At 70.4% G+C, this 13,323-nt stretch carries 13 protein-coding genes; 7 read left to right on the forward strand and 6 right to left on the reverse strand.

The window, feature by feature from the left end; genetic code table 11:
• Positions 1–4 precede the first annotated feature (4 nt).
• Positions 5–208 carry a FitA-like ribbon-helix-helix domain-containing protein gene (locus DSM104329_RS24075; protein WP_259312400.1) on the forward strand — a complete coding sequence of 68 codons (204 nt, stop codon included), beginning with the start codon at positions 5–7 and terminating at the stop codon, positions 206–208.
• On the forward strand, positions 205–588 hold the full coding sequence (locus tag DSM104329_RS24080) for a type II toxin-antitoxin system death-on-curing family toxin (RefSeq protein WP_259312401.1): 384 nt from the start codon (positions 205–207) through the stop codon (positions 586–588). The genes DSM104329_RS24075 and DSM104329_RS24080 overlap by 4 nt, the downstream gene beginning before the upstream one ends.
• A gap of 11 nt (positions 589–599) precedes the next feature.
• Here the strand turns inward: DSM104329_RS24080 and DSM104329_RS24085 are convergent, their stop codons facing one another.
• Positions 600–809, reverse strand: coding sequence for a dodecin (locus tag DSM104329_RS24085; protein ID WP_259312402.1), 210 nt, complete (start codon positions 807–809; stop codon positions 600–602).
• Positions 810–922: 113 nt separating this feature from the next.
• On the opposite strand from DSM104329_RS24085, the gene DSM104329_RS24090 reads away from it, so the two are divergent.
• Positions 923–1,789, forward strand: a complete 867-nt coding sequence (locus DSM104329_RS24090) for an exodeoxyribonuclease III (protein WP_259312403.1) — start codon at positions 923–925, stop codon at positions 1,787–1,789.
• An 8-nt stretch (positions 1,790–1,797) separates the two neighbouring features.
• Here DSM104329_RS24090 and ligD read toward each other — a convergent pair whose 3' ends face one another.
• Positions 1,798–2,850: a non-homologous end-joining DNA ligase gene (gene ligD, locus DSM104329_RS24095; protein ID WP_259312404.1), complete on the reverse strand. Its 1,053-nt coding sequence runs from the start codon at positions 2,848–2,850 to the stop codon at positions 1,798–1,800.
• Positions 2,851–2,894: 44 nt separating this feature from the next.
• Between ligD and DSM104329_RS24100 the strand changes: the two genes are divergently transcribed.
• Together DSM104329_RS24100 and DSM104329_RS24105 are read left to right on the forward strand one after the other, a co-directional pair.
• Positions 2,895–4,907: a flippase-like domain-containing protein gene (locus DSM104329_RS24100; RefSeq protein ID WP_259312405.1), complete on the forward strand. Its 2,013-nt coding sequence runs from the start codon at positions 2,895–2,897 to the stop codon at positions 4,905–4,907.
• Positions 4,908–4,970: 63 nt separating this feature from the next.
• Positions 4,971–5,792 carry a PepSY domain-containing protein gene (locus DSM104329_RS24105; protein WP_259312406.1) on the forward strand — a complete coding sequence of 274 codons (822 nt, stop codon included), beginning with the start codon at positions 4,971–4,973 and terminating at the stop codon, positions 5,790–5,792.
• Between the two features lie 106 nt (positions 5,793–5,898).
• Here the strand turns inward: DSM104329_RS24105 and DSM104329_RS24110 are convergent, their stop codons facing one another.
• Entirely contained in the window at positions 5,899–7,392 is a 1,494-nt protein-coding gene (locus DSM104329_RS24110) for an AAA family ATPase (RefSeq protein ID WP_259312407.1), read from the reverse strand.
• On the opposite strand from DSM104329_RS24110, the gene DSM104329_RS24115 reads away from it, so the two are divergent.
• Entirely contained in the window at positions 7,349–9,523 is a 2,175-nt protein-coding gene (locus tag DSM104329_RS24115; RefSeq protein WP_259312408.1) for a DUF1254 domain-containing protein, read from the forward strand. The two genes, DSM104329_RS24110 and DSM104329_RS24115, sit on opposite strands and share 44 nt — an antisense overlap.
• Before the next feature lie 134 nt (positions 9,524–9,657).
• Here the strand turns inward: DSM104329_RS24115 and DSM104329_RS24120 are convergent, their stop codons facing one another.
• Both DSM104329_RS24120 and DSM104329_RS29230 read right to left on the reverse strand, forming a co-directional pair.
• Positions 9,658–10,632, reverse strand: coding sequence for a molybdopterin dinucleotide binding domain-containing protein (locus DSM104329_RS24120; protein WP_259312409.1), 975 nt, complete (start codon positions 10,630–10,632; stop codon positions 9,658–9,660).
• Positions 10,633–10,707: 75 nt separating this feature from the next.
• Positions 10,708–11,733 carry a molybdopterin-dependent oxidoreductase gene (locus tag DSM104329_RS29230; protein WP_407655858.1) on the reverse strand — a complete coding sequence of 342 codons (1,026 nt, stop codon included), beginning with the start codon at positions 11,731–11,733 and terminating at the stop codon, positions 10,708–10,710.
• A gap of 331 nt (positions 11,734–12,064) precedes the next feature.
• On the opposite strand from DSM104329_RS29230, the gene DSM104329_RS24130 reads away from it, so the two are divergent.
• Positions 12,065–12,784, forward strand: a complete 720-nt coding sequence (locus DSM104329_RS24130; RefSeq protein ID WP_407655947.1) for an SDR family NAD(P)-dependent oxidoreductase — start codon at positions 12,065–12,067, stop codon at positions 12,782–12,784.
• Between the two features lie 240 nt (positions 12,785–13,024).
• On the opposite strand, the gene DSM104329_RS24135 is transcribed toward DSM104329_RS24130, so the two are convergent.
• Positions 13,025–13,264, reverse strand: a complete 240-nt coding sequence (locus tag DSM104329_RS24135) for a hypothetical protein (protein ID WP_259312411.1) — start codon at positions 13,262–13,264, stop codon at positions 13,025–13,027.
• Between the last annotated feature and the right edge of the window lie 59 nt (positions 13,265–13,323).

The raw sequence follows: 13,323 nt of genomic DNA on the forward strand, positions 1-13,323 counted from the left end.
CGCCATGGCCATGACCTTGCGGCTGAGCGAGGAGCAGACCGAGGCGTTGCGCGCGAGAGCCGCGAAGGAAGGCCGCAGCATGCAGCAGGTCGCGCTGGACGCCCTGGACGGCTACCTGCTGCGCAAGGAGGACGACGAGCTCACCGACCGGTTCGCCGCCGACGGTGCCGAGCGCTACGCGGACCTCCTGCGCCGCCTCGGCGAGTGACGCGGCACCTCACGACCGAACAGGCTCTGCGCATCGCCCGCCGCGCCGTCGGCGGTCCTGTCGAGATCCGGGACATCGGGCTGCTCGACGCGGCGATCCACCGGCCGCAGGCCAGCGTGTTCGGACGGGACGCCTACCCGGATCTCATGACGAAGGCGGCGGCGCTGCTGCACTCACTGGCGCGCAACCACCCGCTCGTCGACGGCAACAAGCGGCTCGCCTGGCTGGCCACGTGGGTCTTCTGCGCGAAGAACGGCGTCGACCTGGACCCGCCCGACGACGACGCGTTCGCGCTCGTCATGTCCGTGGCGGCCGGTGAGCTCGACGACGTGGGCGAGATCGCGCGCCGGCTTGCGGGGTTTCCCGGCCGGCGCGCGTAGGCCCCGGCCGGCTACTCGAGCCGGAACCCGATCTTCATCTCGACCTGGAAGTGGGCGATCTCGTTGCCCTCGACGTGGCCGCGGATGCTGTTGACCTCGACCCAGTCGAGGTTGCGCAGGGTCTCCCCCGCTCGCTTGACCCCGGACCGCATCGCCTCCGCGATGCTCTCCGTCGAGGTCCCCGCGACCTCCACGATCTTGTACGTCGTCGCCTCGGCCATCGCCGTCCTTTCGTCGGTATGGGTGCCCTCGTTCCCGGCGTCCCGTGATCGCAAGCGCCCTTCCGACGGTCGCGGGCTCGGTTCTCGCAACAGTCGCGTACGGTAAGGGCCGCGTGCGCATCGCGACCTGGAACGTCAACTCGGTCAAGCAGCGGCTGCCGCGCCTGCTGCCGTGGCTGGACGAGCGTCGTCCCGACGTCGTCTGCCTGCAGGAGACCAAGCTCGCCGACGACGCGTTCGCGCAGCTGCTCGCCGAGGAGCTCGGCGCCCGCGGATACGAGGTCGCCGCGCACGGGGAGGCGACCTGGAACGGCGTGGCGATCCTCTCGCGCGCCGGGCTCGACGACGTCGCCGTCGGGCTGCCCGGCGGCCCCGGCTTCCCGCACCCGGAGGCCCGCGCGGTGTCGGCCACCTGCGGCGGCCTGCGGTTCGTCTCCGTCTACGTCCCCAACGGGCGCACGCCGGACTCCGACCACTACCGCTACAAGCTCGCCTGGCTCGCCGCACTGCGCGACATGGTCGCCGCCGGGGACCCCACCTCGACGGTGGTGCTCGGCGACGTCAACATCGCGCCCGCCGACGAGGACGTGTTCGATCCCGAGGCCTACGTCGGCCAGACGCACGTCACGGCACCCGAGCGCGAGGCGCTGGCCGCGCTGCAGTCGGTCGGCTTGCACGACGTGGTGCGCGACCGCTGGCCGGACAAGCGCGTCTTCACGTACTGGGACTACCGCGCGGGCATGTTCCACCAGGACCTCGGCATGCGGATCGACCTGGTCCTGACCGGCGACGCGGTGGCCGCGCGCGTCGCCGCGGCGTGGGTCGACCGCCAGGCGCGCAAGGGCAAGGGGCCGAGCGACCACGCGCCGGTGATCGTCGACCTCGACGATGCGCCGGACGGCGACATCGGGCCGGTCGTGCCGCCACCGTCGGCGCCCGCCGCGCGCCGCGGCGCGAAGAAGCTGCCGCAGGCGCCGTAGCCGGCGGCCTACTTCGGGCGGTCGCGGTCGCGCGACGGCTGGACGCGCTTGGGCTCGCCCGGCATCTTCGGGTAGTCGGGCGGATACGGCATGTCGCCCGCCTCGTCGCGCTCGTACATCTCCAGCAGCGGCTCGAGCGAGTGCGCGATGTCGTCGATGGCCGCGTGCCGGTCGCCGACCTCCTCGAAGCGCGCCGGCATCGTCGCCACGGTGAAGTCCTCCGGCGCGACGTGCGGCAGCTCGTCCCAGGTGACCGGGGCGGACACCGGCGCGCCGGGCTTGGGGCGGATGCTGTAGGCGGAGGCGATCGTGCGGTCGCGCGCGTTCTGGTTGTAGTCGACGAAGATGCGCTTGCCGCGCTCCTCCTTCCACCACTTCGTCGTGACCTCGCCTGGCAGCCGCCGTTCGAGCTCGCGGCCGAACGCGATTGCGGCGTGGCGGACGTCGGTGAACGTCCAGCGCGGCTCGATGCGCACGTAGATGTGCACGCCGCGGCCGCCGGAGGTCTTCGGAAAGCCGACGTAGCCGAGGTCGTCGAGCAGCTTGCGCGCCGTCGCCGCCACGCGCACGGCGTCGTCGAAGTCGGTGCCGGGCTGCGGGTCGAGGTCGATGCGCAGCTCGTCGGGATGGTCGACGTCCTCGCGGCGCACCGGCCACGGGTGGAAGGTGATCGTGCCCATCTGCGCCGCCCAGGCGACGACGGCGATCTCGGTCGGGCAGATCTCGTCGGCGTGGCGCCCGGAGGGGAACGCGATGCGCGCGGTCTCGACGTAGTCTGGGGCACCCTTCGGGATGCGCTTCTGAAAGAACGCGTCCCCGCCGCCCCGCTCGCGCGTCGACAGCACGATCCCGGGGTGCACGCCCTTCGGCCAGCGCTCGAGCGTCGTCGGGCGGCAGCGCAGAGCCCGCATGATGCCGTCGGCAACCGAGAGGTAGTAGCGGACGACGTCGAGCTTGGTGACCTCCGCCGTGTGCTCGGTCGCGGGGAAGATCACCCGGTCGGCGCTGGAGACGCGGACCTCACGCTCGCCGGCGTCGACCATGGCTTCGGACGTGGGCATGCCGGAGTAGTTCTACGGCATGGGCGCCCGAAGCCCTCTCGGCGATGTCGCGGCACATCATCGGCAAGGCGCCCGGGGTCCCGTTAGGGTGCGCCCGCACGATGCTCGCGCGGCTCGGGAAGAGCATGGCCGGAACGCTCGTGGGCGCGACGGCGTTGCTGGCGTCCGCACCGGGTGCGCACGCGCAGGCCGACGGCGCGGCCCAGCGTCTCGTCGACCGGTACTCGCCGGTCGTGATGGTCCGGGAGCAGAACGACCCGCCCTGCGACACGGCCGAGGAGCAGTACCAACCCACGACCGTCGACACGGTCCTCGGCAACCCGACCGTGACCCTGCGCCGCAAGGGCAGCGGCAGGCGGCTGGAAGACCTCGGCACGGCGCCGACGCGCGCGCAGATCGCCGGCAAGGGCGACGACCACTACCTCGACCTCCGCGGCAACCCTCGGGGCGACACCTGCGTCTACGCGCGCGACTTCAAACAACTGCTGCGCGACGGCAAGGCGCCGGTGGTCACGTATGCCCACATCGCCCGCGAGGCCGGCCGGCCCGGCCTCGCTGTGCAGTACTGGTTCTTCTGGTACTTCAACCAGTTCAACGACCTGCACGAGGGCGACTGGGAGGGCATGCAGATCGTCTTCGACGGGGCGGACGGCCCCGCGACGGCGTTGCGGCAGGAGCCGAGCGAGGTGATCGTGTTCCAGCACGCCGGCGGCGAGCGGGCGGCGTGGGACGCGTCGAAGGTCGAGAAGGACGGAACGCACCCGATCGTCTACGCGGCCGCCGGGTCGCACGCCACGTTCTACAGCTCCGCGGTGTACGTCGAGAACGGCGAGCACGGGTCGGGCCTCGGCTGCGACAACACCGCCGAGCCGCTGCGCGAGCTGCGCCCCCGGCCGGTGCTGCTGCCCGACGACGTGAGCGACCGCGGCCCGTTCGCCTGGCTCAGCTACGAGGGCCACTGGGGACAGCGCGAGACCGGGTTCAACAACGGGCCGACCGGCCCGATCACGAAGACGCAGTGGTCGCAGCCGATGTCGTGGATGGAGCAGCAGCGGTCGACGAGCGCCCGCCTCCCGGGCGGTGCGATCTTCGGGCCGCAGGTCACGAGCGCGTTCTGCGGGACGGTGGCCTTCGTCACGTCGATCATGAACCTGCCGACGACCGGGCGCACGGTCGCGATCGGCGTCCTGGCCCTGCTCGCGATCCTGATCGCGTGCTTCGTGCTCGTGACGCGCTGGCGGCCCGTCGACGTGGAGCACCTGCGCACGCGCCGCGCGTTCGGCCAGGTCCTGCGGACGGCCGCGCGGCTCTACCGCGGCCACTGGGCGCTCATGCTGTCGAGCACGGTCGTCCCGCTCGCCATCGTGGGCGGCCTGCAGTACGCGATCGCGACGCTCACGGGTGGCAGCACCGCCGCCACCACGATCCAGGACCTCGTCGACACGCTCTCCCGGCCCGTGGCGGCGGCGATCGTCAGCGGCGTCGTGGTCGGGATGCTGCTCGCGCTCGAGCGGACCGGCCGCGCCGGCGTTGTGGGGTCGTGGCGAACGATGCTCGGCCGCTTCTGGCGGCTCGTGGCGGCGCACCTGCTCTACAGCGTCGCCCTGGCCGTCCTCCTGCTCACGGTCGTCGGGATCCCGTTCGCGATCTGGAAGGTGGTCGGCTGGGCGTTCGTCCAGCAGGAGATCCTGTTCGAGGACCGCCGGATCCGGGATGCCTTCCGCTCGAGCTCGGCCCTCGTGCGCGGCCGCTGGCGACACGCCGCGCGACCGATCGTCTTCTTCTACGTGCTCGGCCTCGTCGCCGGGCCGGTCGTGTCGTTCGCGCTGATCTTCACCGCGCTGCCGCTGGTCTGGATCGACGTCGTCGGAGCGGCGATCTTCGCGCTCCTGCTGCCGTACGCCGCCCTCGGGACGACGCTCGTCTACTTCGACCTCCAGGCTCGCGCCAGGACGGAGCCCGCGCGGCCCGGGCGCATCCGGCGGGCGCTGCGGGCGGTCCTCCCGCGCCGCGCCGAGAAGCCGGTCTCAGGACCTTCTCAGCCTTCCGCCACGTGAACCTCAGCCGCTGCGCCGATGGTGGACGCGATGAACGTCACCCCACCGGAGAGGTCCCCCCGCATGCGCAGTCTGTCCCGCAAGCACCTGACCATCGCCGCCGCCACCGCCGCCGCCGCCGTGGGCGGCACCGCCGCCGTCGCCGTCGCGGCCGACAAGAGCTCGTCGTCCGGCACGACGACGACCCAGCCGTCCGCCGTCGGCCCCGGCGCCGGCGCCGGCGCCGGCGAGACCCCGCTGACCGGCGCCACGAAGGACAAGGTCGAGGCCGCCGCCCTCGCCAAGGTCGACGGCACCGTGCTGCGGGTCGAGACCGACGGCGACGGCGTCTACGAGGCTCACATCCGCAAGGCCGACGGCACCGAGGTCGAGGTCAAGGTCGACAAGGACTTCAACGTCACGTCGGTCGACACGTTCGACGGTGACCATCACGGCGGACCGGGCGGACACGGTCCCGGCGGCCTCGCCGATCTGGCCGCGATCGCCAAGACGCTCGGCGTCACCGAGGCCCAGCTGCTGTCCGCCCTCGACGCCGCCCGACCGACCGGCGCTCCGCAGGACCGCGGCGCCGACATGGCCGCCGCCATCGCCGACGCCCTCGGGGTCGAGGCCTCGAAGGTCCAGAGCATCCTCGACGCCAACCGGCCGGACCCCGGCCCGCGCGGCGGCGGCCGACCCGACCCGACCGCGCTCGTGAGCGCGCTGGCGCAGGGCCTGTCGAAGAGCGAGGCCGACGTCCGCGCCGCGCTCGACAAGGCCATGGCCGCGGGCCGCGCCGACCACGAGGCACGCGAGAACGAGATGTTCGCGGCCATCGCCAAGACGCTCGGCAAGGACGCGTCCGACGTCAAGGCGGCGTTCGAGGCGGCCCGGCCGAACCCGTGACGCCCGACCGCGCCCGGGCGATGAGCCGAAGGTCACACGCGGACCGCGAGGTCCGCGTGGGGTCTTCACCCGCCCGGCGCGCCGCGCCGGCCACTTGCCCGGACCGTCAACGTCGGCGCAGCCACTCGAGCAACAGCGGGTCGACGACCCGCACGCCGGCCTCGTCGCGTGTCAGGTGCCCTTGGTCCACCAGCCGCTCGGCTGCTTCGTAGAGCGTCTGACGCGACAGGTGGTGCTCACGCGCGAGAGCGCGGCTCGCGGGAGCGACCCCGTCGGCGATGCCCGCCAGCACCACCTTCTCGCTTCGGCTGAGCTGGCTCCACAGCGCTTGGTGCGCCGCCTGGGTGCGCTCCAGCGCCAGGTCGACGACCCGCCCCGCGGTCTCGGGGGTCCCGTCACGGCCCTCCTCCAACTGCTCCGCGAGGAGGTAGCTCAGCAACATGACCCGTTGTGGATGACCATCGGCAACGACGACGAGCTCGGCAAGCGCGCCGCCGGGATCCAGCTCTTCGCCGCGGAACCTGCTCTCGAGCTCGGTCAAGACCGCCTCGATCGGCAACCGTCCGATCGTGAGCGGATCGGCCTGCCCGAACAGCGGCCGCTCCCGCGAGTCGAAGAGCTCGCGCATCATCGACGGCTCCGAGCCCGCGTACACGTACGCCGCCGCGTCGCCGTGGTACTGGATGCGCGAGCGCAGCAGCCCGTCGAGGTCCGGTCTGGCGACCAGGAGGTCCTGGAACTCGTCGAAGACGACGAGCGTCGGCGTCTGCTCGCGCTCCCAGATCACCTGCGGCAGGTCGAGCAGCCGATAGATCACCGTCTCGGCCGCCTCCGGGTCGGGCATCGCCGGCCGCGGCCCGAGCGTCACGCTCGCCCCAGCCGTGCCGACGCTCAACCCGAGCCTGGCCAGCAGTCCGGCGAGATGGGAGCGGACCCACCGATCGTCGAGCGCGCCATAGGCCTCCGCTAGGCGCCGGGCGACGTCCGTCATGTCGGTCACGCGCGAGAGATCGACGTGCACGGTGCGCCAGCCGACCGTCTGAAGCTGTGCGGCGTGGGCGATCAGCAAGCTCGTCTTGCCGAACCGGCGCGGCGCGATGAGGCGGACACCGACGCGGTCGCCGGCGCGCTTGGCGAGCGTGGAGAGCTCGTTCTCCCGGTCGATGAGCAGCTCCGGCGGCACGGGGCCCTCGAAGCGAAATGGCGTGCCCTGCATGGTCAGGAAGTACCTTACCGCGATGTCAGGGAGAACTGGACCACTGAAGTCATCGCGGGCCGGAGCGCTGTACCGACCCAGTGTCCGTGAACGTGCCGCTCGCTGATCTCGTCGAGCGCGCACGGGCGCTGCAGCAAGCGTTCGCGGGACCTCCGAGCGGCGGTCATCGACGAGGTCCGGACGATCAGCGACGGTCGGATCAGTGCCGTTCACGTCGTGCCGGACCACCGGCTTCGGACATGAGGCCTTGATCCGCGCGACGCTTTTCGAGGAGGATCGCCGTGCTACGCCACATCGTCCGGCTGATGCGAACGCCACGGGTCGGCCGAAGGAGCGCAACGTGAACGTCTGGCTGTCACGCCGTCGCGTCGGTACGACGCTCATGCTGGCGACGGTCGCCTGCCTGATCTGGACGGGGCTCGCTCCCTCGACCGCCGGCGCCCGCGTCCCCAGCGTCAAGCGGATCGAGAACCTGGCCAAGAACGCCTACATCTGGGGGCTGGCGCCCGAGTTCGTCTACCGGTTCGAGAAGTACAACGACCTCGTGACGGCGAAGCGCAACACGCTCGGCGGCGGCGGCGGCGTCGCGGCGGCGTGGAACAACAACGCCACGAACGCCGGGGACGCGTCGGTGCTGTACCTGAACTCGATGATGGATCTCAGCGGCAAGAAGGGGCGCGGACGCACCAAGGAGCTCGTGCTGACCGTCCCGCCGTCGGCGAACGACTACTACGTCGTCAACCTGCTCGATGACTTCATCAACTCCGTCGGGAGCATCGGCACCCGCACGACGCCCTCGACAACGCCGCAGACGTATCTCATCGCCGGCCCGACATCGCGCTACGCGCACCGGCGGACTGTGCAGATCCACGGTTTCAGATATCGGGTCATGGCCACCGACACGGACCTCAACTGGATGCTCATCCGGATCCGTGCCGACTCGCTGGTGCCGCCCTCCGACCCCGCGTCGACGGCGTCGATCCAGACGAACGTCGTGGAGCGGTTCGGCATGACCACGCTGCGTAGGTTCGAGGCGCGAGGACACCGGCCCAAGTACTTCGAGCCCAACCAGTACACGCCGACGGACAAGCAGAAGCAGCGTGCGCAGCACTGGCACAACGCCCCGCAGGACGCGGTCGCCTTCCTCAAGCAGCTGGGCCAGTCGCTCAAGCTCAACCCGCTCCCGACGGCCAGGACGGGGCTGAACGGCATCCCGCTCAACACGCTGCCGGACTGGGTGGTCCCACAAGCCGGCGCCAGGACGGTCTTCCGCAACCCGGCGTTCGGCCAGAAGCACACGCTGGCGCGGTTCAAGCCGATCGGACTCACGGCGAACGGATTCAGGATCCCGCGCCATTGGCGGCAGAAGCAGCTCACTGCGCTGCAGAACGGGTTCCTGGCCGGGAACACGAAGCTCACCGACAAGCTGAGCACGGCGGGCGCGGTGAGGAAGACGAACTACTGGAGCTATCTCAACGCCAACGTCGGGACCTATCCCAACACGCACCAGGGATACCTCTACCGGGGGATAATCGTGCTCGAGGGCGGCTCGGCCAACATGCCGCAGGACGCCGTCTACGCCCAGATCAACAACCTCAACGGCCAGAGCAGCACGCAGCTCAAGGGCGACAACACCTACAAGTTGACGTTCAAGCCCCCGCACAGCGGGACCGTGGACCTGCCGGCCATCGGCTCGCTGCCGCCGACCGTCAACGACAGCAGCGGCAATCCGAAGGGGTTCTGGTCGATCCACGTCTACCAGACCGACACGTCGGAGTCGGCCGCCCCGTTCCTCACTCAGCCGAGCGTCCTGAACACGTCCTACTCGTCCGCGAATCTCGACGTGACCGCGGTCGATCCGTCGACCGACACCCTCACCGTCCGGCTCCCGCCGACCCCATGGGGCCCGCTGCTCGCAAGCACACCGGTCCTGTTCGGCCCGACCGCGGCACAGTACGGCCTTACGCCGAACACGCCCTACTACATCGTCGAGGACGCGACCAGCAACGCCGACGGCACGTATTCGTTCCAGGTGTCGACCCTGTGGCGGCAGGACGTCTCGTCAGGCGACGTACCGATTCAGGGAACGGACCCGGGGCAGTACGGCGGCCCTGGTCCGATCGTCCCGCTGCAAGACCCGGGCGGGACCGTCAACCTGCAGTGGGGCCCGATCCAGCCCGTCTCGCAGCTGGGCTCACAGCAGCTGACGTCGGGCCGGCTCGCGCGGAACCCTGACGGCTCGGTGACGATCTGGATCGCGCCGACGCTGCCGGCCGGCGCACCCGCGACCAACTGGATCCCGACACCGTCCGCGGCCTATTACGAGAGCATCTACCAGGATGACCAGGACCCGGACATCAAGCAGCCGATGCCCACGAGCATCCGGCCGCTGATCCGCATGTACTACCCGACCCCCGGAAACACCCCGCCGTCGATCCTGCCGCCGCCGAACGGGCCTCTGCAAGCCACGTACGTGTTCCCGAAGCTGGAACAGGTGAACGCACCCGCACCCTGAGGTCATCGGGTTCGCGGGCGAAGCGAACGTCTCGACGCACTCTTCCGGCCGGTCGAACGGGGCGCGGCGGACTGAACGGCTGCCGGTCCTGGCGGAACTGCCGGACGACGGAGACATGGCCGCCGTAGTCACGGTCACGGGGACGCCGGCATGGAGACTCGGCATGGCGGCCCGCGCAGGAGCCAGGAGCCCATGATCGCGTCGGAGTTGGCCGCGGCGTTGTCGGTGCAGCCGTTGATGTTCGTGGCCCAGAACCCGAACGGATCATCAGGATCGTCCGCACGCTCGGGATACCACCAGCGATCAGCGTGCACGACGGTGGGCTGCAGCTTGTCCGTGATGTGCGCCCGCTGCCGCACCGAGCCGATCGGCGTCGCGACGTCGACCCAGTCGTCCTCGGCGATGCCGGCGCGTGCGGCGGTCTGTGGGTGCAGGCTGACGACGGGGTCGGGATGCGACTCGCGGTAGATCGGCGTCTGCTGCGCGGTCTGGTGGAATCCCCGGAGGTCACGGCCGCCGGTCGTCAGCACCAGCGGGAAGTCCTTCTCGCCGGCATCGGCGAAGAGCGGAGGCACCTCCCACGCGGGGAGCGGGTCGAGCCTCCACTTCTCCAGCAGCGAGGAACGCAGCTCGATCTTGCCGGATGGCGTGCCGTACGCGCGGCCTCCGCTGTTGCGGCGCGGCGTGTCGCCTCGCGCGGCCCCGCCGGTGATCGGGCCGACGTGCCGGCAGACCTCGTCGTACGTCAGCCCCGCGGGCCGCAGCAGGCGGTTCCAGTACTCCTCGATGTGCTCGGGCCAGTGCTCGGCCTGACCGAAGCGCCGTCCGAGGTCTCGCCAGAGGTCGTAGTCGCTCGGATGGCGCGCGGGCACCGCCGCCGGCTTGGCCTCGACATAGTCGCCTGCCCAGCCGGCGTAGCCATAGGCCGCGGAGTAGAACGGCTTCTCGAGCCAGTGTGCAGCAGGCAGGACGTAGTCCGCCAGCGACGCGGTCTTGTTGAGGAACAGGTCGTGCACGACCAGCAGTTCGAGGTTGTCGCTCAACAGTGCCTCGGAGGCTGCGCGAGCGTTCGCCGCCGCACCGATGGCGTTGTGGCATTGCAGGATCAACGCCTTGACCGGATAGGGGCCTGCCGGTCGAGATGGCCCGCCAGAGCGTGGGCTCGTGTGCGGACTCGCACCAGTTCAGCGCGTGGCGGTCGCCGTGCCATGCGCTGCCCACGGCGCCCGCCACGTCGGCGGCGCCGGCCCCGATCGATGGAAACGTCTCGGCACCGAGACGCTTCGCGCGCTGCTCGGGCGCGAGTGCGTCGCAGGCGACGGCCTCGCCGTTGGCGATGATGTCGCGAGGGGGACCGGCCAGGGCGTGGCCGCCTGGGACACCGAGGTTGCCGGTGATGGCGATGAGGCAGGCGAGGGCGCGTCCCGCCTGCACCGCGACGCTGCCCGACTGGCACAAGCCGTTGCTGCCGTGGATGAGCGCCGGCCGGTTGTTCGCCAGCATGTGGGCGGCCGAACGGATGATCTCGGCCGGCAGCTCGGTGATCGCCGCGACCCGATCCACCGGGTATTCGGCCGCACGGGCCATGAGGTCGTCGAACCCGATGGTCTCGCGATCGACGAACGACCGGTCGTACATGCCCTCGTCGATGATGATGTTGATGAGGCCGAGGGCGAGCGCGCCATCCGTACCGGGACGGATCTGCAGGAACACGTCCGCCTTGTCGGCCTCACGGGTACGGATCGGATCGACCACGATGAGCTTCGCGCCTTGTCCTGTCCGACGGTGTTCGGGCTGCCGAAGAGGTTCATGAAGCGCTCCCCGAGGCCCCAGTCCGCGGCGTGCAACGTGCCGAAGCCGTAGGCCAGCGCCTCATTTCCGTGCGAGTTGGTGACGTCGCGGATCCGGGTGGCGATCTCGTCGAGCGCCTGCTCCCACTCGATCGGCTCCCACTGGCCGGCGCCTCTGCGTCCTGCTCTCTTGAGCGAGTGCTGCAGGCGTGACGGATCGGCGTGCACGAGATGGGCGCGCGATCCCTTCGGGCAGATGAAGCCCCGGCTCGTTGGGTGCTCGCGATCGCCGCGAAGGCGCCGCGTCACAGCGCCGCCCGCATCGACGTCCACGAGCAGCCCGCACTGCTGCGAGCAACTCGTGCAGACCACGCGCCTCGTCTCGGCCGCGGATTCGATCGTGCTATCCGTGATGACCATCACCGATTCCCTCTCCCCGCTGGAGCGGAGACCAGCCTCGCAGCGACGGCGGCTGGAGTTGAAGGGACGGCAGCAAGCCAGCCGCCCCGGATAAGCGATCTGGTGATCGAAACCCCGCACGATCCTATCCGCCGTCGGGTGGGCGCCCGTGACAGGCGCTCGCGCGCAGCCGTCTCGGGCGATACGCCGAACGACAGACGCCACTGTCTTGTCGCCGGTGAGCGGACCGATGGCGCCCGATACCTCCGAACGGAGGTATCTGCGTCACGCTCGGTCCGGGCACGATCCGCAGACCGAGAGCCGTCGGGACACGCCGCGAAAGGCAGCCAGCATGAGACTCCCAGGAAAGGTCGCCCTTGTCACCGGCGGCGCGCGAGGCATCGGCTTGGCCACGGCGCAGGTGTTCTCAGAGGAGGGCGCGACGGTCTTCGCCGGCGTGCGTCGGGTCGGAGAGGATGCGGTCCCCGGCGTCTCGCAGATCGAGCTCGATGTGAGCGATCTCGATCAATGGCGAGATGTGACGCAGAAGATCGTCGAGCGTCACGGTCGCCTGGACATCCTCGTGAACAACGCCGCCATCATCGAATACGCCAACCTCGAGGACTGCGATGTCGCTGAGGCGTGGGACCGCGTGGTCGCGACCAACCAGACGGGTGTCTTCTACGGCATGCGCGCCTCGATCCCACACATGCGGGCCGGCGGCGGCGGATCGATCATCAACGTGTCGTCGATCTGGGGCATCGTCGCGGTGCCTGGGCTCATCGGCTACCACGCGACCAAGGGCGCCGTCCGTCACATGACCAAGAATGCGGCGATGACGTACGCCAAGGAGGGGATCCGGGTCAACTCGATCCATCCAGGGTTCATCCAGACGCCGCTCACGGATGCGCAGGACCCGGAGATCAACAGGCAGGTGGTGGCGGCGACACCGATGGGGCGTGCCGGCCAACCGCGGGAGATCGCCCATGGATGCCTGTACCTGGCGAGCGACGAGGCGAGCTTCGTGACCGGCGCCGAGCTCGTGATCGACGGCGGCTACATCACGCAGTGACGCTGGCGCGGCACGCGGGCTGTGCGGCCATCAGACACCGAGCTCGAGAACATTCCGCTGACCCGCCCGTCCTGGCCGGTATGCGCGGTGATCACGATCCAGTCACGGCCCATGCCAGCATGGTCCTACATGGCCCGGCGTGATCGTCGGGCCTGCCATTCGTCCCATGCGAGCCCGGCGACCGCAATCGCCACCCACAGCGCGAGGTCCAGCTTCTCCTCCGCGCGACGCCACATTTGACTAGCGACCCGCGAGCGACCGGATCTTCGACTCGCACCGGACCGCGTCGAACGCGTCGGCGAGCACGTCGAACACGCGCTTGTCGAGCCGCCCGGACAGGCCGGACCGATCGATCAGATCGTTGATGCTCAACGGCTCAAGCCGCCGGACGAGATCGAGCGCAGCCTGCTGGTCGAGGTCGCTGGCGACGCGGTTCGCCAGATCGAGCACCGTGGGTGGTGCGGATGTCTGCGGGGACATGACGGGCTCCTTCCCTCATATGGTCTTAACGGCCGAGCGCGTCCTGGGCTTCCGGGCGG

It is taken from the genome of Capillimicrobium parvum (assembly GCF_021172045.1).
In the GTDB taxonomy this organism is placed as follows: domain Bacteria; phylum Actinomycetota; class Thermoleophilia; order Solirubrobacterales; family Solirubrobacteraceae; genus Capillimicrobium; species Capillimicrobium parvum.